This window comes from Bifidobacterium sp. W8104 (assembly GCF_016100735.1).
GTDB classification, from domain to species: domain Bacteria; phylum Actinomycetota; class Actinomycetes; order Actinomycetales; family Bifidobacteriaceae; genus Bombiscardovia; species Bombiscardovia choladohabitans.
Map to the genome: position 1 here is coordinate 537,557 of NZ_JACFRW010000001.1, position 20,265 is coordinate 557,821.

Annotated in this window: 19 protein-coding genes; 8 read left to right on the forward strand and 11 right to left on the reverse strand. The window is 61.5% G+C overall.

Going from position 1 to position 20,265, the window contains the following annotated elements; translation table 11 throughout:
• Together H3U89_RS02035 and H3U89_RS02040 are read right to left on the reverse strand one after the other, a co-directional pair.
• Positions 1-927: a carbohydrate ABC transporter permease gene (locus H3U89_RS02035; RefSeq protein ID WP_229281630.1), complete on the reverse strand. Its 927-nt coding sequence runs from the start codon at positions 925-927 to the stop codon at positions 1-3.
• Positions 924-2,183, reverse strand: coding sequence for an ABC transporter substrate-binding protein (locus H3U89_RS02040; RefSeq protein WP_198176846.1), 1,260 nt, complete (start codon positions 2,181-2,183; stop codon positions 924-926). Before H3U89_RS02040 ends, H3U89_RS02035 begins: the two co-directional genes overlap by 4 nt.
• A gap of 312 nt (positions 2,184-2,495) precedes the next feature.
• Between H3U89_RS02040 and ffh the strand changes: the two genes are divergently transcribed.
• The 5 genes from ffh to rimM all read left to right on the forward strand — a co-directional run bounded on the left by ffh (position 2,496) and on the right by rimM (position 6,605).
• Positions 2,496-4,112, forward strand: a complete 1,617-nt coding sequence (ffh, locus tag H3U89_RS02045) for a signal recognition particle protein (protein ID WP_198178717.1) — start codon at positions 2,496-2,498, stop codon at positions 4,110-4,112.
• Between the two features lie 29 nt (positions 4,113-4,141).
• Complete coding sequence (locus H3U89_RS02050; RefSeq protein ID WP_198178715.1) at positions 4,142-5,104, forward strand: endonuclease/exonuclease/phosphatase family protein; 963 nt, start codon at positions 4,142-4,144, stop codon at positions 5,102-5,104.
• Between the two features lie 171 nt (positions 5,105-5,275).
• Entirely contained in the window at positions 5,276-5,734 is a 459-nt protein-coding gene (rpsP, locus tag H3U89_RS02055; RefSeq protein WP_029677710.1) for a 30S ribosomal protein S16, read from the forward strand.
• Positions 5,735-5,769: 35 nt separating this feature from the next.
• Positions 5,770-6,003: an RNA-binding protein gene (locus H3U89_RS02060; protein ID WP_015021362.1), complete on the forward strand. Its 234-nt coding sequence runs from the start codon at positions 5,770-5,772 to the stop codon at positions 6,001-6,003.
• On the forward strand, positions 6,000-6,605 hold the full coding sequence (rimM, locus tag H3U89_RS02065) for a ribosome maturation factor RimM (protein ID WP_198178713.1): 606 nt from the start codon (positions 6,000-6,002) through the stop codon (positions 6,603-6,605). Before H3U89_RS02060 ends, rimM begins: the two co-directional genes overlap by 4 nt.
• Positions 6,606-6,710: 105 nt before the next feature.
• Here the strand turns inward: rimM and H3U89_RS02070 are convergent, their stop codons facing one another.
• The 3 genes from H3U89_RS02070 to H3U89_RS02080 are packed head-to-tail and all read right to left on the reverse strand — an operon-like array spanning position 6,711 to position 9,732.
• Positions 6,711-7,415 carry a LutC/YkgG family protein gene (locus tag H3U89_RS02070; RefSeq protein ID WP_045935029.1) on the reverse strand — a complete coding sequence of 235 codons (705 nt, stop codon included), beginning with the start codon at positions 7,413-7,415 and terminating at the stop codon, positions 6,711-6,713.
• Positions 7,412-8,917 (reverse strand): LutB/LldF family L-lactate oxidation iron-sulfur protein, encoded by a 1,506-nt coding sequence (locus H3U89_RS02075; protein ID WP_082069326.1) that lies wholly within the window; start codon positions 8,915-8,917, stop codon positions 7,412-7,414. The genes H3U89_RS02070 and H3U89_RS02075 overlap by 4 nt, the downstream gene beginning before the upstream one ends.
• Positions 8,914-9,732: a (Fe-S)-binding protein gene (locus tag H3U89_RS02080; RefSeq protein WP_198178711.1), complete on the reverse strand. Its 819-nt coding sequence runs from the start codon at positions 9,730-9,732 to the stop codon at positions 8,914-8,916. Before H3U89_RS02080 ends, H3U89_RS02075 begins: the two co-directional genes overlap by 4 nt.
• A gap of 359 nt (positions 9,733-10,091) precedes the next feature.
• Between H3U89_RS02080 and H3U89_RS02085 the strand changes: the two genes are divergently transcribed.
• Positions 10,092-11,108, forward strand: coding sequence for a YdcF family protein (locus H3U89_RS02085; protein WP_232342880.1), 1,017 nt, complete (start codon positions 10,092-10,094; stop codon positions 11,106-11,108).
• A gap of 31 nt (positions 11,109-11,139) precedes the next feature.
• On the opposite strand, the gene H3U89_RS02090 is transcribed toward H3U89_RS02085, so the two are convergent.
• Positions 11,140-12,543 carry an MFS transporter gene (locus H3U89_RS02090; protein WP_198178708.1) on the reverse strand — a complete coding sequence of 468 codons (1,404 nt, stop codon included), beginning with the start codon at positions 12,541-12,543 and terminating at the stop codon, positions 11,140-11,142.
• A 281-nt stretch (positions 12,544-12,824) separates the two neighbouring features.
• Between H3U89_RS02090 and trmD the strand changes: the two genes are divergently transcribed.
• Complete coding sequence (gene trmD / locus H3U89_RS02095) at positions 12,825-13,817, forward strand: tRNA (guanosine(37)-N1)-methyltransferase TrmD (protein WP_198178707.1); 993 nt, start codon at positions 12,825-12,827, stop codon at positions 13,815-13,817.
• Here the strand turns inward: trmD and rsmD are convergent.
• The 4 genes from rsmD to H3U89_RS02115 all read right to left on the reverse strand — a co-directional run bounded on the left by rsmD (position 13,799) and on the right by H3U89_RS02115 (position 18,344).
• A complete protein-coding gene (gene rsmD, locus H3U89_RS02100) occupies positions 13,799-14,398 on the reverse strand; it encodes a 16S rRNA (guanine(966)-N(2))-methyltransferase RsmD (protein WP_198176852.1) in 600 nt (199 codons plus the stop codon). The genes trmD and rsmD overlap by 19 nt on opposite strands.
• Positions 14,399-14,414: 16 nt before the next feature.
• Positions 14,415-16,892 (reverse strand): ATP-dependent DNA helicase RecG, encoded by a 2,478-nt coding sequence (locus tag H3U89_RS02105; RefSeq protein WP_198178705.1) that lies wholly within the window; start codon positions 16,890-16,892, stop codon positions 14,415-14,417.
• Positions 16,893-16,996: 104 nt separating this feature from the next.
• Positions 16,997-17,191 carry a 50S ribosomal protein L28 gene (gene rpmB / locus H3U89_RS02110; protein ID WP_029677698.1) on the reverse strand — a complete coding sequence of 65 codons (195 nt, stop codon included), beginning with the start codon at positions 17,189-17,191 and terminating at the stop codon, positions 16,997-16,999.
• 124 nt (positions 17,192-17,315) lie between these two features.
• Positions 17,316-18,344, reverse strand: a complete 1,029-nt coding sequence (locus H3U89_RS02115) for a helix-turn-helix transcriptional regulator (protein ID WP_198178703.1) — start codon at positions 18,342-18,344, stop codon at positions 17,316-17,318.
• A gap of 389 nt (positions 18,345-18,733) precedes the next feature.
• On the opposite strand from H3U89_RS02115, the gene H3U89_RS02120 reads away from it, so the two are divergent.
• Complete coding sequence (locus H3U89_RS02120; RefSeq protein ID WP_198178701.1) at positions 18,734-19,546, forward strand: ABC transporter ATP-binding protein; 813 nt, start codon at positions 18,734-18,736, stop codon at positions 19,544-19,546.
• On the opposite strand, the gene H3U89_RS02125 is transcribed toward H3U89_RS02120, so the two are convergent.
• The gene (locus H3U89_RS02125) at positions 19,506-20,177 is read right to left on the reverse strand and encodes a sugar O-acetyltransferase (protein ID WP_198178699.1); all 672 of its coding nucleotides are present in this window, start codon (positions 20,175-20,177) and stop codon (positions 19,506-19,508) included. The genes H3U89_RS02120 and H3U89_RS02125 overlap by 41 nt on opposite strands.
• Positions 20,178-20,265 lie beyond the last annotated feature (88 nt).

The following is a 20,265-nucleotide window of genomic DNA, read 5'->3' on the forward strand; positions in this document are numbered from 1 at the left end:
TCAGTCCTCCTTGTTCATGAAGAATATCTGGACCAGGGAGATCAGCATGAGGATGATCCCCAGCAGCAGGGCCATTGCGGAGGCCATGCCAGCAGCCGAAGGCCCCTGCGGGAAGGCCAGGTTCCTGATGTCCATCAGCAACACCTGCGAAGTGTAGGCAGGACCGCCGCCGGTCAGCATTTGTGGCTGACCCCAGACGTTGAAGGCACCGCCCGTGGTCATGATGGTCGTATAGAAGAGCGGCAGCTTGATGGCTGGCAGGGTGATGCTGAAGAACTGCCGGATGGGTCCGGCGCCGTCCACCGAAGCCGCCTCGTACAGATCCTGGCTTACCCCGGACAGGGCCGACCGGTAGATGATCAGGTTGCCGCCGATACCTCCCCAGAGGCTGAGGACGAAGATGGCGATCCAGGCCCAGGGCTGCTTGCCCAGCCAGTTGATGTCCCACCGGAAAGTGGTGTTGAGCAGGCCGAACTGGGAGTTGAAGACCAGCCGCCAGACCAGGGCTCCTGCGGCCACGGAGATCAGCCCAGGCACGTAGAAGATGGCCTGGAAGAGCCCCACTCCCTTCAGGTGCTTGGTCTGCAGGGCCCAAGCCAGCAGCAGGGGGACGATGATGGTCAGGGGCACGCTGATCAGCACGAAGATGATCGTATGCCACATATCCCTCCAGAAGATGGAGTAGAAGTAGGTGGACTTGTCGAAGATCAGCTTGAAGTTGTCCAGGCCGACCCAGGTGGGGGAACCGACCAGGTTCCACCTGGTGAAGGCCAGGTAGATGCCGAAGAAGATCGGGATGACTCCGAAGATGGCGAAGACCACCATGTGCGGGGCGATGTAGGGGAAGGCATGCCAGAAGGACTTCTGTCCCAGCGGACGACGCTTGCCCCGTCCATCCATGACTGCGGTTGTGCCGTGTGCGCTCATGATTGCTCCTGAATCTGGATCTGGCCCTGGGTCATCAGATCAAGCGTCTTCAGACCTTCCTCCAGGGAGATGTTCCGATAGACGATGTCCATGAAGGATCCCCATCCGGCTGTGGCATAGCCGCCATAGATGTAGTTGGATGTCTTGATCCACTGCCTCTCACGCTTGTCGTTGGTGAAGGAGGCCTGGATGAGCTTCTGGTATTCCGGGTTGTTCAGGTCACGGTAGGCCGGCGATATGGATCCCACGTCCGACCACATCATCCAATGCTTGTAGACGAAGTCCACAAAGTCGGCGGCCGCTTTGACCTTGGCCTCGGGCCGGTTCTTGTCCTTGAGCTGGAGCCAGTTCTGCTGGTACAGGAAGTTGGAGGGATGCTCGGTGCCGTACTGGAGGGTGTTGATCTCGCCAACCTTGTCCTTGCCCAGGGTGGAGGACATGTTGCCCTGCGCCCAGGTGCCCAGCATGCCGAAGACCGCATGCCCAGAGGCGAAGACCTGCTCGCCGTCGCTGTCGATGGGCGAGAGCATGCCCTGGTCGTTGAGGTCGCGCAGTGCCTTGAGCGGCTTGCGCCAGCCTGGGCCGGTCATGTCCTTGACACCATCCTCGATGTTGGTGCCGGTGCTGTATAGCAGGGACATCATGGCCCAGGGCAGGTTGCCCAGGCAGAGCCCGTAGACGTCCTTGGGCAGCTTGCCCTTCATGGAGGCGATCTCATCGGTGGTGACCAGCCGGTCGTCCAGGATATAGTCCAGGCCGTACTTGTGGATCAGATCCTTGTTGTAATAGATGGCCATCTGGAACATGTACAGGGGGATGCCGTAGGACTTGCCCTTGACCACGGTGTTCTGCCAGGCCTGCGGCAGGAAGCTCGATTCCTTGAGCTCCGGGTGGTACTTGGTCCACACCGTCGAGGGGTTGAGCAGCCCCTGGCTCTGCAGTACCGAAGTGGAGAACGAGTCGTTGATGACCAGATCGGGGATGTTCTTCCCGGTCTGCATGACGCTGTAGATCTTGGTGGTCAGATCCCCGCCGTTCATGGGTTGGAAGACCACCTTGTACTCGGGGCTCTGTGCATTGAAGGCCTTGATGATTTTCTGCATGGCCGGGCCGTCATCGCCGGTCAAACCATTCCAGAAGTAGATTTCCTTGGCGGATTGATCGCCGCCGCCACAGCCTGCGGTCGAGACCACCATGCCACATATGGCCGCCAGGCTCAGCAACAGCCTGAGCCAACGCCGCGCAAACAGGGGCATGTGGGTTCCACCTCCCCCGTGTCTTTCTCCCTTGAAGACACTCACAATCCCTCTTGCTCCTCTCGATGGGACCGGCACACCCGTATGCCGGCAACCCTGCATCGTTTCTTCGAAACCCGTCGGCCCCCGGGCATCGAACATCGACACCCTGCGAGCCGGACCGACAAGTTCATGTTGATTTGCAACGTTGCAAATTTAGGGTAACACGCCTTTTGTTACCGGACAAAATCATCGTTCCATATCAGAACCGGCCAGGTAGGCCTTACGGAATCAACAGCCAATCTCCCGGCTGACAGGTAGACTTGGGGCACTATGGCAGCATTTTCATCTTTGACCGATCGGCTCTCCCAGGCCTTCACCCATCTGCGCTCCAAGGGGAAGCTGACCGAGGCCGACATCGACGGCACAATCCGCGAGATTCGCCGCGCCCTCCTGGATGCCGATGTCTCCCTGGACGTGGTGCGCTCCTTTACCGGACGCATCCGGGAACGCGCCCTGGGCGAGGAGGTCTCCAAGGCTCTGAACCCGGCCCAGCAGGTGGTCTCCATCGTCTATGACGAACTGACCGACATCCTGGGCGCTGGGGTGGATAGACCGCTCAATTTCGCCAAGAACCCACCCACGGTCATCATGCTGGCCGGCCTGCAGGGTGCAGGCAAGACCACACTGGCCGGCAAGCTGGGCTACTGGCTCAAGGACGCCGGCCACACCCCCCTGCTGGTGGCGGCCGACCTGCAGAGGCCCAACGCGGTCACCCAGCTCCAGGTGGTCGGCGAGCGCGCCGAAGTGCCGGTATATGCACCCGAGCCGGGCGTGCAGACCAGCGGATCCGAGCTGGCGGCCCCCGGACAGGTCACGGGCGATCCCGTCAAGGTGGCGGCCGACTCGATCAGGGTGGCCAAGGACAAACTCTACGACGTGGTCATCATTGATACGGCCGGACGACTGGGTGTGGATCAGGAGCTGATGGAGCAGGCCCGCAATATCCGCGACGCCGTTCACCCCGACGAGATCCTCTTCGTCATCGATGCCATGATCGGCCAGGACGCGGTCGCCACAGCCAAGGCCTTCGACCAGGGTGTGGACTTCACCGGCGTGGTGCTGTCCAAACTGGACGGCGATGCCCGTGGCGGCGCGGCCCTGTCGGTGGCCTCGGTGACCGGCAAGCCCATCCTCTTCGACTCCAACGGCGAGGGCCTCAAGGACTTCGAGGTCTTCCACCCTGACCGGATGGCCTCCCGCATTCTGGACATGGGCGACATCCTGACCCTGATCGAGCAGGCCCAACGCCAGTTCGACGAGGAAGAGGCCCGCAAGGCCGCCGGGAAGATGTCCGAGGGCAGCTTCGGCCTGGACGATTTTTTGGAGCAGCTCCAGCAGGTCCGCAAGCTGGGCTCCTTCAAGAGCATCCTGGGCATGATCCCAGGCATGGCCCAGCACCGTAAGGAACTTGAGCAGTTCGACGAAAAGGAGGTGGATCGGACCCAGGCCATCATCCAGTCGATGACTCCCCAGGAACGACGCGAACCCAGCATCATCGACGGCTCACGACGGGCCCGGATCGCCTATGGCGCCGGCACCACGGTCTCGGCCGTCAACGGCCTGCTGCAGCGGTTCGAGCAAGCGGCCAAGATGATGAAGCGGATGACCAATGGCAGCCGTTCGATCCCAGGCCTGGGCGGCATGGGCGCCGGCGGCGGCAAGAAGGGCAAAAAGGGCAAGAAAGGCCGCAAGGGTTCCCGTTCAGGCAATCCCATGAAGCGGGAGGCCGAAGAGAAGGCTTTACGCGAGCGCCTGTCCGGCAAGGGCAAATCCTCCGGCGGTTCGGCCTTCGCCAAGCGCCCCGAGACTCCGCAGATGCCCGAGGGCCTGCCGGACCTGCCCCCCAACCTCGGCGGCGGACTGGGCGGTCTCTTCGGGGGCCGCTGACCCCTCACTCCTGCAGGAGACAATGGCACGTGAACACCCTTCTCTGGATTCTCCTGGGGCTCATCGCCTTGTGGATGGCCCTGCGCTTCCTGCCAGCCGGAGCTGACCGGCACCGCCCCCTGGTGGAGCTGATCGCCCTGATCGACCTGCTGACCGCTCCCCTGTTAGTCATACTCTTGTGGACGGTCTTCGCGCGCGCCTGGCCCCAATGCCTGCTGGCACTGATAGAACTCACTCTGGTCAGCTGCCAGCGCCTACGCTACCGGCTGCCTCCAGCAGACCGGGCCAGCCATTCATCATCCGACCATGGACTGAGCGTCATGACTCTGAACTGCCGCTTCGGCCGGGCCGATCCTGAAGAGGTCGTGCGTTGCGTGCGCGCCTATGGGGTAGAAGTGCTGGCCCTGCAGGAGGTAAAGGGGAAGCTGCTGGAATCGCTTCAGGCTGCGGGCCTGAATCAGCTCCTGCCCTATCTGACGCAGGGGGTTGCGAGCCCTGACGACAACGGCGGCCACAACGTTATTTTCTCGGCCAAGCAACCCGTCAAAGCCTCGCCATCGGCCCTGGTCCTTCCGGCGGCTGCAGTCCCCCTGGTCGAGCTCAAGACCAGCTCTGGACCGATCCGAGTGGCCAGCGTCCATCCCAAATCACCCCAACGAGGCGCCAGACAGTGGGGCATGGGCATCGCCGCCCTGGCCAGGCTGACCCATCCGCCCGTGCCCACCATCGTCATGGGCGATTGCAACGCCACCCTGCAACATCCGACCTTCCGGGCCATGCTGGCCAAATCCGGGCTGCGTGACGCTTCTTTGCATCTGAAAGCCGGCAGCCATCCGACCTTCCCCTCCGTAAGCGCGCTGCCCCCGTTGATTGAAATCGACCATATTCTTACGGACGGTGGCCTGGTCCCGCAGTCCATGCATGCCCTCCGGATTCCTGGCAGCGACCACCGGGCTCTGGTGGCCCGGCTGACTCTGCCTCGTCGGCTCTGAACACCGTACAGGCTCACCACCCGCCATATCCCCCGGTAGAGGTATACTTTTGCTGTTATTCATGTCCGAAGGAGCCCTCTCATTCCGACGGCCGTGAGGAACACGCCAGGAGCGCCACCATGCCCCACATGGAGACGCCGCCGGGCACACCAAGTACCAAGGAGAGCCGTTTTGGCAACCAGAATTCGTCTGAAGAGAATGGGCAAGAAGTTCTACCCCTTCTACCGCGTGGTCGTGGTCGATTCCCGCAAGAAGCGCGATGGCAAGGTCATTGAGGAGATCGGCACCTACGATCCCAACACCCAGCCCTCTTCAATCAAGATCGACTCCGAGCGCGCCCAGTACTGGCTGGGTGTGGGCGCTCAGCCCAGCGACCCTGTCTTCAACCTTCTGAAGATCACCGGCGACTGGCAGAAGTTCAAGGATCTGCCCGGCAAGGAAGGCACCCTTAAGGTGCCGCAGGCCGAGGTCGACGCCCAGGCCCGCATCGAGCAGGCACAGAACGAAGCCCAGAAGCTCAAGGCCGCCAAGTCAGAGGCTGACGCCAAGGCCAAGGCTGAGGCGGAGAAGGAAGCCCCCAAGGCCGATGAGTCGGCGGATGCCGCCCAGGCCGAGCAGGCTGCTGAGTAAGGCACATTCACCAAGAATTGGAAGGACCGGCTATCATGCTTGCACAGGCCGTTGAGCACCTGATCAGGAACATCGTGGACTTTCCCGATGACGTGTCGGTCAAGTCCCACGAGAACTCTCGCGGAGAGCTGTTGCGGGTGCGGGTCAACCCCGAGGACATCGGCCGCGTGATCGGCAGGGGCGGCAGGACCGCCAACGCCATCCGCACCGTGATCCAGGCGCTGGCCGACCACAAGGTGCGCGTCGACATCATGGACGTGCGCCGGTGAGCCCCAGCTGGTCCACCAATCACGACCCGCAGGGTCCGGACCCTCAGCAGCAAAGGTTGCTGAGGGTCTGCCGTATCGGCCGCGCCCAGGGACTCAAGGGCGAGGTCAACGTGTATGCCTACACCGATGAGCCCGAGCGGCGCTTCGCCCCCGACACCCAGTTGCAGACCAAGGACGGGCAGGTTTTCAGGGTGGTCTCATCCCGCCGCTTCAAGCAGCGTTGGATCGTCCTCTTCAAAGGGGTGGAAGACAGGAACGCATCCGAAGCGCTGAACGGCATCGAACTGTATGTCCAGGCTGATCCAGCCGAGGAGCTGGCACAGGAGGACGCCTGGTATCCCGAGGATCTGATCGGGCTCGAGGTTCGCATGGCCCCGGGCAACTCTCTGGGTGAACCATCCGGACGAGTAGTCGGCCAAGTCAGCAACGTACTGGACGGTGTAGCCCAGCAGCAGCTGCAGATTCGCATGGCCGCCGAAGAAGGCGAAGAGGAAGCGGAAGGGCTGATACCCTTCGTCGAAGCCCTGGTGCCCCAGGTTGATATTGAAAAGGGGTACGTGGCCATTGATCCACCTGGAGGACTCCTGCCTGGCCTGGACTGAACCTATCTTTTAGCACAACCGCATGCGGGGAGTCAGCGGTTCGAAAAGGACACTGACTCCCCACATACGGGAAATGCGCCTGCCTAAGCAGGAAATGTTATAGAGCTACATGTCTTCGACCACAAGATATGTCATATCCAGGGGGCCATGCACGCCCACCACGATCACCATCTCGATGTCGCCCGTGTTGGAGGGGCCGGTGATGAAGTTGATGTTGGAGGTCTTGAGCTCGCCTGAGACCAGAGCCGGGTCGTAGTAGTCCATGGCCTGCCGGGTTCGTGGCAGGATCTTGGACTTGCGGATGATGCTCAGATAGTGCACCGGCAGGAAGTGGAAGGCACGACCCTGACCCGGGGTGGTAGCCACGGTGATGGTGCCGGACTCGGCCAGCAGGAAGTCCGCAAAGGCGATGGCCGTTCCGGACTCGTCGGCGGTCCTGATGTTCTCCTCGCGACTGGCCCCCGGCTTCCAGAAAGTGGCGGGCGGGTTCAGGCCGTCCCTCCACTCCTCCAGACCGAAGTCCGCGAACAGGTCGGAGGTGGGCAGCATCACGTGGTCGCTGTCATCCTTGCGCGAGTCGATGAACTCATCCAAGGCGGTGGGCAGACCAGCCTTGGTGCAGGTACGGAAGTCCACATGGACGGCCTCGCTGCTCTTCCGCGCGATCTCCAGCAGCTCGTCCTGGGTATGACCCGACAGGGTGGTCTCCGGCAAATCGTTGACCGGCACCAGAGGATGATCCTTGAGCTGGTGGCGGGGCCGACCGCTCTTCTTGGCCAGATAGTCCAGGAATACCTCACGATCGGTCATGCCTGCTGCTCCTTCTTGTGATGAGCGAACCAACTGCGGAAGTTCTCCCCGTGCTTGGGCGGATCCGGCAGATCACGTACCTTGGTCCATCCGCCGAAGACGAAGGGCATCCATTCCACATGCCGATCACTGGCGAAGAGGTTCTTGGCCGTCTCCGGCTGCTTCTTGGATATGGGGGTCAGCATGGTGTGATCCACACCCAGGGCAGTGCGGAAGAGCGAGGAGTGGCCGGTTCCCAGACCCATGACCCTCATGACCGTGTCGTCGATCAGATTGGCTTGGGACTGGTCATCCATCATGATCCGCCGGTGCTCGATCATGAGCTGATGCAGGGGGATCTTGACCGGACAGGTGGCCGTGCATGCCGCACACAGGCTGCAGGCGTAGGGCAGGTCCCCGAAGTCGTCGTAACCCCCGTCCAACACCGGCGAGAGCACCGAGCCCACAGGGCCCGGATAGATGGATCCATAGCCGTGACCGCCGATGTGCCGGTAGATGGGGCAGACGTTCAGGCAGGAGGCGCAGCGGATGCACTGGAGGATGGGCTCGAAGACCGTTCCCAGCGCGTTTGAACGGCCGTTGTCCAGAATGACCACATAGACATCGTCCGGTCCATCCGACTCCTGGTCTGTGCGTGGCGCGGTGTAGGTCAGGTAGGAGGTCAGCTTCTGGCCGACAGCGGACCGGGCCAGCATGTTGTCCATGGTCTCGGCCTCCTTCATGGTCGGCACCAGACGCTCCATGCCCATGACCACCACCTGGGTCTTGGGGATGCACATGGCCAGGTCGGCGTTGCCCTCGTTGGTCACCAGGTTGATCATGCCCGTGTCGGCCACGGCGAAGTTGCAGCCGGTGATGCCCATGTCCGCCTCAAGGAAGTGCTTGCGCAGAACCTTGCGCGAGAACCGAGCCATGTGCTGGGGGTCGTTGTCACCCTTGTAGCCCAGCTTCTTTTCGAAAACCTGCCGAACCTGCTCGCGGTTCTTGTGCAGGGCGGGGAAGACCAGATGCGTGGGCTGGTCCCAGTCGTCCTCCTCCAGGATGAACTCGGCCAGGTCGGTCTCCAGCACCTCCAGGCCGGGCACAGTCATCAGCGTGGGGTCCAGGTTGATCTCACTGGTCACCATGGACTTGCTCTTGACGACGTGCTTGGCCTTCTTTTCGATGGCGATCTGCTTGATGTACTGGGCAGCCTCATCGTCGGTCTGGGCGAAGAAGACATGACCGCCGCGCTTCTCCACGTTGTCGGAGAACTCCTCCAGGTAGTCAGGCAGGTAGCGGATGACGTGCTGGCGAATCTGCTCGCCCAGGTCGCGCCACTGTTCCCAGTTACCCAGTTCCTGACGGGCGGCCTCCCGCTTGACCCACTGGGCGTCCTGGGCCTTGGCCACCGCCTGCTGGGCGAATTTGTCCTGCTCGGACTCCTTGACCCTGGTCAGGAAGGGAGCCTTGCTGGTCCGCAGATATTGCGCGGCCTTCTTGCCATTGACCATGCTGCTCATACCAGAGCCCCCTCTTCCTTGGCAACCCTGACCGAGCCCACGGCCCCATCGCCGGCAGAGCGGCCTTCCACATACTTGACGCGGCTCATGTCCACGTTGTGATTGAGCACCTCAGCCAGATGCATGATGGTGATCTTCTCGCCGCGCCGGTTGAAGCGGCCGCCGATGTTCATCAGGCAGCCCGGATCGCAGGAGATGAGGACGCTGGCCTTGGTGCTGAGCACGTCGTTTACCTTCTCATCGACCATCTGCTTGGAGATCTCAGGCTCCTTCATGGAGAACATGCCGCCGAACCCGCAGCAGTTCTCGATGTGGGGCAGGGGGACCATGGTCAGTCCCTTGACATGGTCCAGCAGGACGAAGGGGCTGGTCCGCTCCCCCAGCAACCGGGTCATGTGGCAGGAGCGGTGGTAGGTGGCCACGGCATCGAGCTCGGCACCCGCGTCCAGCACACCCAGCACCCTATAGAGGAACTGCGAGAACTCATAGGTCTTGTCAGCCATGGTCTGGGCCTTGGCCGCATAGACCGGGTCGTTCTTCAGATGGAAGGGCAGCTCCTTGAGCATGTTCACGCAGGAGCCCGCCGGACCCACGATGTAGTCGGCATCCACGCTCAGCAGGGCATCGACCTCGTTGCGCATGACCTGCATGCTCTCCTTGACATACCCGCTGTTGAAGGTGGGCTGGGCGCAGCAGATCTGCTGCTTGGGAAGGTAGGTGTCGCAGCCGAACCGCTCCAGCACCTCCACCATGGCCTTCCCCACGTTCGGAAACATGAGGTCCACCACACAGGTGGAGAATATCACTACTTTCATTACCGCACCTCTCTACAACCTTGCACGCCAGGTCAGAACCATCCCCGGATCGCGGAGAAACCCAACATCACTTGAACCCCTAATCCTTCCAACGCATCGCTGCCTTGCGACCGACCACGTCCATGCGGACACCGATGCGCAATCCTTGAAAGGACCCATCATTATCATGGCCTCGACCTGGAATTCGCACCGTCGGGAATCGCCCACACTCAACTTCCGAACGTGTGAGATTTACCACATATATGTTACCACGGCGGTCTGGGAATCCTGGGCATGTCAAGGATGGGAGGTGACTGGCCGATTCGCTACAGTGGAGTAAGACCCTACGCGGCCATTCTCGTGAAAGGGGCAATCGGCGCATGTCCAACCACCTGCAACTCCTCCTGCTCTATGCACCCGCCATCATCTTCGGCCTGCTCTTCCTCTGGGACCTGCACAAGGAGCCACGGCAGTTCCGCAATGCCATCTGGCTCCTGCTCCTGCTGCTGACCCTGGGCGGAGCGCTTCTTCTGCAGTTCGGGATGCGCTGGCTGATTCTGCCCCTGGTCATCCTGCTCATCCTCTCCCCCCTGCTGGTGATCTGCTTCCTGTTGGCCAATACGGTCATCGTCATCCGGCACGAGGGGGTCTCCCTGACCACTTTGCTGCCCGGACTGCTGGCGCTGGCCGTGGTGGCCTACATGATTCTTTCGCCCATCCTGGCTGGGTTTGGCGCCCCCTCATGGCTGCAGAAGCTGGCCGGGCTGATCGACCTGGAAGCCACCTGGTTCTTCTTCTCCTTCCTGGCCCTGCTGCTCTATTCCAACTTCTACAGGATGCTGCCCCGCAAACGTCGCTACGACTACATCATCATCCACGGAGCCGGCCTGCGCGGCGAAGAACCCACGCCTCTGCTCCGGGGACGGCTGGACAAGGCTGTGGACCTCTGGAAACGACAGGGACGAAACGGGCGCTTTGTAGTCTCAGGCGGTCAGGGTCCCGACGAGGCTATCAGCGAAGCCAGGGCCATGGCTCAGTATTTACGCAACTCCTGTGGGGTGCCGGCCGAGGCCATCATCATGGAGGACAGATCGACCACGACCCTGGAGAACCTGCGCTATTCCAAGCAGATTCTGGATGACCGCTACGAGATGGGCACCGGGCCAGAGCATTACCGGGTGGCCCTGGTCACCAGTGACTACCACGTCTTCCGAGCCAGCGAATATGCCAGCAAGGTCGGGCTGAATGCCGACGGAATCGGCTCACACACCAAGGGCTACTATTGGCCGACCGCCTTCATCAGGGAGTTCGTGGCCATCACCCGCATGCACTGGTGGCCCTACCTGGTCCTTGCAATAGGCTGGGCCGTCTGGGCCGGCATCTCATTGCTGAATTAAGACCAAACGGCTTTCCAAAAGGAATCAGGCATCACACAACCTGAACGCCGCCTCCATCCCGACCGGCCAGGCTGCGTTCCAGGAACCAGGTCACCAGGAGGATGCCCAGGACGATGAGAAAGACGAAGACGAAAGCCCAGACTGCTCCGAACTGGAAGGCCTGAGCGTCGGCATGAATTCCACTGGCCTTGGGCATACCCGTGATGATGGCGGCCAGAACGCCGGTCGAGGCGGCACCTGAATACTGCTGAAGGGTGTTGAAGAGCGCGTTGCCGTCGGGCACCAGTTTGGCTGGGATATGCTGCAGTCCGACCGTGAGCAGGTTGTTGAAGACGCAAGCCTGACCGACCATGTAGCAGGCGTAGAGAAGAATCATCAGCGGAACGGTCAAGTGCCGGCTGAGGACCAGGAACCCCAAGGCCGAGAGGAAGAAGGCAGTGCTTCCCACCGCGAGCAGTCCCCGCAGGCCATGGCCGTCCAAATAGCCTCCTGTGATGGGCTGGCAGAGGGCCGAGAGCAGGCTCCCCGGCAACAGAAGCAGGCCAGCCACGGTGGAGGTCTCTCCCAGTACGGACTGGGCCATGTTGGGCAGGATGAATGTCAGGCCGATCTGAACGAACTGGACCAGGAAGTAAAGGATCAGGGCCAGGGTGAAGGTACGGTTCCGAAAGACCGCGATGTCGATCAGCCTGGTGCTCTGGTGGGCAAGAGCCCAGACCCCTGCAACAAGGGCCAGGGCCCCGATAAACAAGGACAGCCAGGTTATAGGACCATGCACATCCAAGGTGCTCAGACCCATGGTCAGACCGGTCAGGAAAATACCCAGAAGAAGGAACTGGAGCCAGGCGAAGGGACCGACGTGGGCGCTCTCCCTGTCAACCGAGATGAGGGCGATGAGCCCGAAGACCAGCTCGATGGGCAGCACGATCAGGAAGATGGCCCGCCAGGAAGAGGCTTGGATAACGGCTCCGCCGAAGGTCGGGCCCAGGGAGGGCGCCAGAGCCACCGCCATGCCGGCGCTGCCCACGTAGCGGCCCTGGATGTGCAGAGGAACCTTTTTCATAATCAGGGAAAAGACCAAGGGAAGAGCGATACCGGTGCTGATGCCCTGCAGGAGGCGCCCCGCCATAAGAACGGGAAAGCATGGGGCGAGAATGCACATCAGATCGCTGCCCAGGAATATTCCCACGCTGGTCAGAATCAATGCGCGGGTAGTGAATGAATGTTCCAGCCAGGCGGCCGCCAGAACCGTCAAGGCCACCACGAGCAGATAGCCGGTGGTCAGCCATTGGACAGTGCCCAGCCCGGTTTTGAAGTACCTGGTCATCTCCGGAAAGGTGACGTTGAGCGAGGTCTCCAAAAGGACCCCGCAGAAGGCGAGCCCGGCAGTGCCGGTAATCAGCAGTTTTGTTTTCTTATCAACATGGTCGACCATGGACCGTCCGCTCCTCACGCATCAGACTGTTCACATAGCCATCTCCACGGATCCGTACGGCATGGCATCATCCGATGCCGCTCTCATTGCTGTTTACGCAACGGTTATAGCTCTCTGGCTGCGTTGATGACATCTTCCAAGGTGACACCGGGCTGACAGCCGCATGCTGTGGGATCCGGTTCACCTCCACAAACTTTTGAAGACCAAGCCAGTGTAACACCCTCAGGCGTACCTATCCGGACACACGCCTTACCCGAACAGGCTTGGGTAGAGTTGGTCACATGCAAATCGATATCGTTTCCGTCTTCCCCGAATATTTTGACGTAACCGGACTCAGTCTGCTGGGCAAGGCCCAGGAGAAGGGCCTGGTGACCATACGTGCCCACAATCTGCGCGATTGGACCCATGACGTGCATCACTCGGTGGATGACACTCCGGTAGGCGGCGGAGCGGGCATGGTGATGAAACCCGAAGTCTGGGGCCGATGCCTGGACGATTTATTGAACGTTCCAGACGGATCGGCTCTGCAACAACCCACCACCGACCAGACAGCCAACACTGCCGATGCCGAAGAACGAAAAGAAGCAAGGAAGAGTTCCGGCGACGAAAGCTACGGCATAGCATCCGAGGCAGATTCATCTGCAGACAACCACGAGGCCGGCGCGGCCAAACCAGTCCTGATCTTCCCCAACCCATCCGCTCCCCTGTTCACCCAGGCCGACGCGACCGAGCTGTCACGGACGAAGAGGCTGGTATTCGGCTGCGGCCGCTACGAAGGGTATGACGCACGCATCCCCGTCTACTACCGGAATCAGGGGGTCGACGTCAGAGAGTATTCCATCGGCGACTACGTGCTCAATGGAGGCGAGGTGGCCGTCTCGGTCATGCTGGAGGCCATCACCCGGCTCCTGCCCGGCTTCATGGGCAATCCTGAATCCATCGTGCAGGAGTCCTACACCGGGGATGAGCCGCTGCTGGAATATCGCCAGTACACGCGTCCCACCACCTGGCGTGGCATGGCCGTGCCCGAGATACTGACCAGCGGTGACCACGGAAAGGTGGACCGTTTCCGGCGCGACGAGGCCATCAGGCGAACCAGTCGAATCCGTCCCGATCTGATTGCCCGATTGGACTGCCCCGCCCTTGATAAGCAAGACCGTCGTCTCTTGGAGGACCTGGGCTGGGACATGCAGGAAACCCATCCGAAACCTCTGGATCAACCATCTGGTCGATCAACCCTCAAACGCAGCGATAATCAGCGGGCCGTCAGATAGTAGACTGCTGTTTCCCCATAGGTACGAGCCTGATCAATAGCCCATCCGTCAGGAGCCGTGGGCGACGGGGTGCGTGTCGATCGCTCCAGAACGATCATGCCTCCATCGTCCACCATTCCTCGACCGGTCAGGCCGGTCATGATGCTTTGGCAGTCCGCAGTCGACAGGTCATAAGGCGGGTCCATGAAGACCAGGTCGAAGCAGGCCTCGGACAGACCTGCATCCTCATGACCGGAGGAAAGAGGACGAACAAAGCGCTCGGCACGGTTTCTGCTGACCCGAATATCCATGGCTGAATCCCAGGCCGGATGGTGACGCAGCCCGGCAGCTGAGCGTGACAGCAGTCCGGCGACACGACCGGAAGACTCCACAGCCACCAGGCTCTGGGCACCGCGGGAAAGGGCCTCGAATCCCAAAGCCCCCGTGCCGGCGAACAGATCCAGGACCCGAGCACCGGACAGCAGGCCTTCGGACTCCAGATGGGAGAAGATGGCCTCCTTGGTCCGATCGGTGGTGGGCCGGGTACCCTTGAGGGCTGCGGGGATGGGGAATCCCTTGAAGCGGCCGGCGATGATGTGCATAGGGTCTGTTGTCCTTTCAGCTGGAGACCAGGAAACCTTCGTTGCCCCTCATGAAGTCCAGGACGGCGCCAGCCAGCTCGGGCTGTCCGGCCAGGGTGGGGTCAGACTCCAGGAGTTGTCCCGCCTGGGTTCGAGCACGGGCAATCATGGGCGCATCGGTGACCACCCGCAGAAGCTTCAGGGAGGAATGGCCACCGGACTGGGCATCCCCCAGCACGTCGCCGGCTCCCCTGATGCGAATGTCCTCCTCGGCGATTTTGGCCCCATCGGTGGTGTCGCGAATGACTTCAAGCCGTTCTGCAGCCGGGGAATCCGCAGGGGCGCGCGAAATCAGGAAGGCCCAGGAGTCCGTGCCGCCGCGCCCCACCCTGCCGCGCAGCTGATGAAGCTGGGAGAGCCCGAACCGATCGGCATCAAAGATGACGATGCAGGAGGCTTGGGGCACATCCACCCCCACCTCCACTACAGTGGTTGCAACCAGCAGGGGGGTGCGACCCGAGGCGAAGTCCGCCATGACGGCATTCTTGGTGGCGTCGTCATCCCGACCAGTCAGCGTGGCCATGGCAATGCCCTGGAACTGCGGCAGGGCGGCCAGGCGCTGGCTCATTTCGACCACCGAGTGCAGAGGCGGACGCTGGCCATCACCTTGGTCCTCCTCAGCAAGAAGCTCAGGTTGGGAATCGGATCCGCCGGAGTGGCCGGGCCGGTCAGAGGCAACCGAGGGGTCGTCCTCCTCGTCGATGCGGGCGCAGATCACGTAGGCCCGCTCCCCAACCTCGATCCGTCGACGCAGGTGGAGAAACATGGCGCCCATGGTCGCTCCGTCAGACTCGGCGATGACGTGGGTGCGCACCGGTTTGCGGTTGCTGGGCAGCTCGTTCAGGGTGGAGATATCCAGATCGCCGAACCAGGTCATGGCGGCTGTGCGCGGAATGGGCGTAGCGGTCATGATCAGCAGGTGGGGAACCCGCTCGGATTTGCGACGCAGCTCCTCGCGCTGCTCGACTCCGAAACGATGCTGCTCGTCTATGACCGTCAGGGCCAGATTGGGAGCCTGGAAGGTCTTGGAGAAGGCCGCATGGGTGGCGATGACAATGCAGGGACGGCCAGAGGCCGAGACAGCCAGGGCAGGGCGGCGCTGAGCAAGTCTCATGCCTCCGGTCAGCAGCACCAGAGGCAGCACCAGCTGATCCGTCATACGAATCATGGTGACGTTGTCCACAGGCTTATGGCGGCCCGCTACGGCAGTGGCGGTCACATCGGTGCCCATGGCCTTGAGCATGGCGCCGATGGAGGCGTAGTGCTGCTCGGCCAGCACCTGGGTAGGAGCCACCAAGACAGCCTGATGGCCAGCCTGGACCGCCTGGAGCATGGCCGCCAGGGCCACCACGGTCTTGCCGGAGCCGACCTCGCCCTGCAGAAGCCGCTGCATGGGCTGATCATGGGCCATGTCGACGCCTATATCCTTGATGACCTGACGCTGGCCATCGGTCAGCTGGAATGGCAGGGAGTCGATGAAACGGGCAGGCAGGGTTTCCGGACGGTCAGCGCCCGAATCCGCGCATGAATACGTGGGCTGCTGTTGGGTCTGGCGGCGGGTCTGCAGAAGTGCCGTCTGCGAGACGAAGGCCTCCTCATAACGCAGGGTCTTCCGTGCTGCAGCGAAGTCCTCAGGACTGTCGGGCGCATGCATACCCAGCAGGGCACGGGCACGATGCATCAGCCCCTGGTCGACACGGACCTGCTCGGGCAGCACATCGGGTATGGACCGGCCCAGCGCTTTTGGATCGATGCGGACCTCGGCGCTGGGCTGACCCTCTTCGGCGGCACCGGCCACAGGAGTGGGGTCAGATGCATCTTCGGCCTGCACCAGCAGACGCAGAAAACCCAGAATGACATCGTGAATATGGTCCGAGGAGATGCGGGAACTGGCGTGATAGACCGGTCGCGGCCGACGGACACGTTCCAGGGCCTCATCAAGGCTGGCAGCATCGGGCCGAGAAGCGCCCGCCGAAACCCCCTGGTCGGCATCGGCCACAACCAGGGTCTCTGGATGGGTGAACTGGAGCTGGTCCATGTAGACACCGGGCTCACCGGCCACGACCAGATCCGCCCCCACCTGCAGCCGACGGACCATCCAGTCCATATAGGGCTTCTTATGAGAGAAGAAGACCAGCCTGACCGCTAGCGGAGTGCCGCCCCGACCACTTACGAAAGCTGCATCGTCCACCATCACGTCCAGCCGAAAGCCCCTGTGCCCGCTCAGTGGCACCAGACGCACCTGATCAACCCGGGCGGCGAAGGCGCAGGGCTGGCCAAGGCGAATGCCAGCAATAGTGGTGACCTGCATGGGATCAGTGATGCGGAAAGGATAGTAGGTCAGCGCATCCCCGACTGTAACCACACCCAGAGCCTTGAGAGCGCTCACCCTACGCCTATTGGCCACCAGCGAGGCCACGGTGCTGTGCAGACCAACTCGAGCCACTGCCGACATACCCGATCACCTCCCGCAAGCAAGCGCCGACCATCATCCCCCGGGATGACAAGAACCCCCGGAGCTTTGCCCCCGGGGGTCCCAATACGACCGACGAACCGCACTCAGGCGGCGACGCGCTGCACCTTGCCGGCCTTGAGGCACTTGACACAGACGCGCAGACGCACGTTCTGGCCATCAACGGTGGTGTGCACCGACTGCAGGTTGGGGCGGAAGATGCGCTTGTTCCGGATATGCGAATGAGAAACACTGTAACCGGTCTGCGGGCCCTTGCCGCACACCGCGCAACGAGCTGCCATGATGACTTCCTTTACGTTGTTTTCCAAGTCGTCCCAGGTGTTCCGGCCCGCAGCACAAGGCCACGGATGAACACACAACTTTATTAGACTACTACATTCCACCAGGGAAGGCAAATCAACAGTCTCAGGCACGAGGAGGCTTGCGGAAGATGCCGATCAGAGACTGAAGCACCCCGCAGAACACCCCGCCGATGATCCAGATGGCCCAGAATGGGATGCGCCAACCGAAGAGGTTGTCGTAATTGCCCGAGAAGAGCATGGTCAGGGCCACCAGCGTGCAAAGGCCCATGATGGTTCCGCTGATGGCATTGCTTACCCGGTGCTCGTAACGATAGGTATCCCAGCGACCGTCATCGACGGAATCAACCTGCCTGTTGTAGGCACGGAGGTTCATCATCCTACGGCTTGTTCCAGCGTGGACCAGTAGGAAGACCCCCAGAGCCAGAAGAAGGAAGAAGACAAACCCTCTGACCTGATCGGACCAGCCCCAGATCAGGTATCCGGCAGAGTTGATACCCACATCCAGGAGCACGACAGCCAGACCGCAGACCAACTCCCAGGTAGTCTGCCGATAAACTCGCGAGCGCTCCTCATCGGTATAGAAATCCGCCACATAGGGATGCATGCGGCGAAAGTCCTTCCTGGTGGAAATCGCCGGTATGAGACAGGCCAGGCCCAGGACGATGCCGATCATCAGAGCAAGAAAGGCCAGACCATTCTGGGCGTCGGTCGGTTGACTGACTCCGGCGAAAAGACCACCGAAAGCCAGTCCCAGCATGATAAGGGCAATTCCGAAAGCCATCCGAAGACTGTAGACATTGCTGAAGGAGGCGTAGCCGGTAACGTCTTCCATAGCAGACGGGACAGGCGGCATAGTCGCATGGATTGGCGGAGTCGCCTGGGTGGTTTCCTGATGGTCCGGCCTGGATGCACGCTGCCCGGAACCCGGGTGCCGAACATCACCCAGGACCAGGTCATCAAGGGTGCAGCCGAAGAGGTCACAGATGGCCAGAAGCTTGTCCATCTCAGGATAGGCCTTGTCCGACTCCCACTTGGACACCGCCTGACGGGACACCCCCACCAGCATGGCCAGCTGCTCCTGAGTCATGTTGCGCTGCGAACGCAGATACTGCACGTTGGTTCTGAAACTCATAACGTTCTTTCTCCCGATCGACAAAATGCCGATTCAACCAGCAACGAGACCATGATGAAACGTGCAGGCCCCCGACCGCCACCAGCTTTGGGTTGCACCCGGCAAAGACACCGATATTCTCCGTCAACCGACGGTTGCATCCTTGCTATTCCAAGGAAGCAACTAGCCACTTCACCCCAGCCAGCCTGATGACGGCCCACCATCGATTCCCCCTTCCGGCAAGAAATACACCCTCTATCCGTTCACGATACATGCCCTTCGGGTGGGAGATACTGCTCCCCCACCCTGAATCATCCCCGATTCGACCCTGAAAACACCCTGACAGGAGCTCTTGCCATGGTCTCATGGAGGTAAAGACCAGGCAGGCGACGACCGAAAGGAAGGCAAGGATGCAGCATCAGGCGGCAAAGGATCCATACGCGCAGACCCCACTCATTCTGGACAAGATCTCCTACGACTACGGAAGGCGGCAGAAGCAGGGCGCCAGAGTGCTGGACGAGATCAGCCTGGAATGTCAGGCGGGGACCTGGACGGCCATCATGGGTCCTTCAGGCGCCGGCAAATCAACCCTTCTCTATTGCGCAGCGGGCTTGCTCCGGGTCAGGCAGGGCAGGGTGGCCATCGCCGGGGAGGACCTGACGCGAATGAAAGAGAAGGAGCTGACCCGACTCCGGCGCGACCATATCGGCTTCGTCTTCCAGGACTACAACCTGGTCAACGCCTTCACCTGCCTGCAGAACACCATGCTGTCCAGCCTCTTCGGCGGCAGGAAAATCTCCGCCCAAGCGGCCCTGTCCGCCCTGTCCAACGTCGGATTGGAGGGATATGCCAACACCTATCCGGCAGACATGAGTGGTGGCCAGCAGCAGCGCGTGGCCATCGCCAGGTCCCTGGCCGCCAGCCCGGAAATCATCATGGCCGACGAGCCCACCGGCGCCCTGGATACCCATAGTTCACGGGAGGTCATGGACCTCTTCGACCTGGCCGTCCGAAGCGGCCAGACCATCCTCATGGTGACCCACGACCCCAACGTAGCCGCCCGGGCCCACCGGGTCATCTTCCTCCAGGATGGGCGCATTCAGGCAGCTTGCCCGGGCGGAGACCCACAGACCATAGCCCAGCAGCTGGCCAGCATGGATGCCGTTCCAGACCAGGAGGCCTTCAGCCCTCCCCTGGCAGTTCCATCCGATCAGCCTCGGTGATGGTCCGGATTTCCCGGCAGGGCACGCCCACGGCCAGGGAGCCGGGCGCAATGTCATGGGTGACCACGGATCCTGCCCCGATGACCGCACCATCGCCGATGGTCACTCCCCCGGCCACAGTCACGTTTGATGCCAGCCAGCAGTTGGATCCTATGGTGATCGGAGCACCCAACTCGTAGTCATAGAGGGAGCCATCCTCATGGCGCCTCAGATTCCGTTCCTGCCACCGCAGGGGATGCAGGGGGGTGGCCAAGGTGACATTGGGGCCGATCATCACATCATCGCCGATCAGTACAGGGCAGGTATCCAGAACAGTGAAGTTGAAATTGGCGAAGATACGCGAGCCGAGCTTGGTGAAACATCCGTAGTCGAAGTAGATAGGCCCCATAAAGTCGACGTCCTGACCGTGTTCGGGCACCAGATCATCCAGAAGCCGGCTGCGCAGGTCCCGCTCCTGCTCAGAAGATGCGTTGAAAAGACGGCAAAGTTCGTGGGCCTTGACCCGCAGCTGGCTCAATTCAGGATCCGAGGCATCATAGAGCTCGCCAGCAAGCATCCGCTCCCTCTGCGAGCGCCGATTCCCTTTAGCGGCTTCGGCCGCCACACCTGTCAGTTTCGAGTCTTCGTCCATGGCCATCCCATCGTTCCCGCGTCACTTCAGTGTCACTGCTGCAAGCTCGCACTGCTTGCAGAGTCCTCATCCATGTAATCGTCTGGGT

What these genes read in the sequence shown, in the direction of transcription:
- H3U89_RS02035 (WP_229281630.1), bottom strand. Translation starts at nt 927, where the DNA reads ATGAGCGCACACGGCACAACCGCAGTCATGGATGGACGGGGCAAGCGT.
- H3U89_RS02040 (WP_198176846.1), bottom strand. Translation starts at nt 2,183, where the DNA reads ATGCCCCTGTTTGCGCGGCGTTGGCTCAGGCTGTTGCTGAGCCTGGCG.
- ffh (WP_198178717.1), top strand. Translation starts at nt 2,496, where the DNA reads ATGGCAGCATTTTCATCTTTGACCGATCGGCTCTCCCAGGCCTTCACC.
- H3U89_RS02060 (WP_015021362.1), top strand. Translation starts at nt 5,770, where the DNA reads ATGCTTGCACAGGCCGTTGAGCACCTGATCAGGAACATCGTGGACTTT.
- H3U89_RS02070 (WP_045935029.1), bottom strand. Translation starts at nt 7,415, where the DNA reads ATGACCGATCGTGAGGTATTCCTGGACTATCTGGCCAAGAAGAGCGGT.
- H3U89_RS02075 (WP_082069326.1), bottom strand. Translation starts at nt 8,917, where the DNA reads ATGAGCAGCATGGTCAATGGCAAGAAGGCCGCGCAATATCTGCGGACC.
- H3U89_RS02080 (WP_198178711.1), bottom strand. Translation starts at nt 9,732, where the DNA reads ATGAAAGTAGTGATATTCTCCACCTGTGTGGTGGACCTCATGTTTCCG.
- H3U89_RS02085 (WP_232342880.1), top strand. Translation starts at nt 10,092, where the DNA reads ATGTCCAACCACCTGCAACTCCTCCTGCTCTATGCACCCGCCATCATC.
- H3U89_RS02090 (WP_198178708.1), bottom strand. Translation starts at nt 12,543, where the DNA reads ATGGTCGACCATGTTGATAAGAAAACAAAACTGCTGATTACCGGCACT.
- trmD (WP_198178707.1), top strand. Translation starts at nt 12,825, where the DNA reads ATGCAAATCGATATCGTTTCCGTCTTCCCCGAATATTTTGACGTAACC.
- rsmD (WP_198176852.1), bottom strand. Translation starts at nt 14,398, where the DNA reads ATGCACATCATCGCCGGCCGCTTCAAGGGATTCCCCATCCCCGCAGCC.
- H3U89_RS02105 (WP_198178705.1), bottom strand. Translation starts at nt 16,892, where the DNA reads ATGTCGGCAGTGGCTCGAGTTGGTCTGCACAGCACCGTGGCCTCGCTG.
- rpmB (WP_029677698.1), bottom strand. Translation starts at nt 17,191, where the DNA reads ATGGCAGCTCGTTGCGCGGTGTGCGGCAAGGGCCCGCAGACCGGTTAC.
- H3U89_RS02115 (WP_198178703.1), bottom strand. Translation starts at nt 18,344, where the DNA reads ATGAGTTTCAGAACCAACGTGCAGTATCTGCGTTCGCAGCGCAACATG.
- H3U89_RS02120 (WP_198178701.1), top strand. Translation starts at nt 18,734, where the DNA reads ATGCAGCATCAGGCGGCAAAGGATCCATACGCGCAGACCCCACTCATT.
- H3U89_RS02125 (WP_198178699.1), bottom strand. Translation starts at nt 20,177, where the DNA reads ATGGACGAAGACTCGAAACTGACAGGTGTGGCGGCCGAAGCCGCTAAA.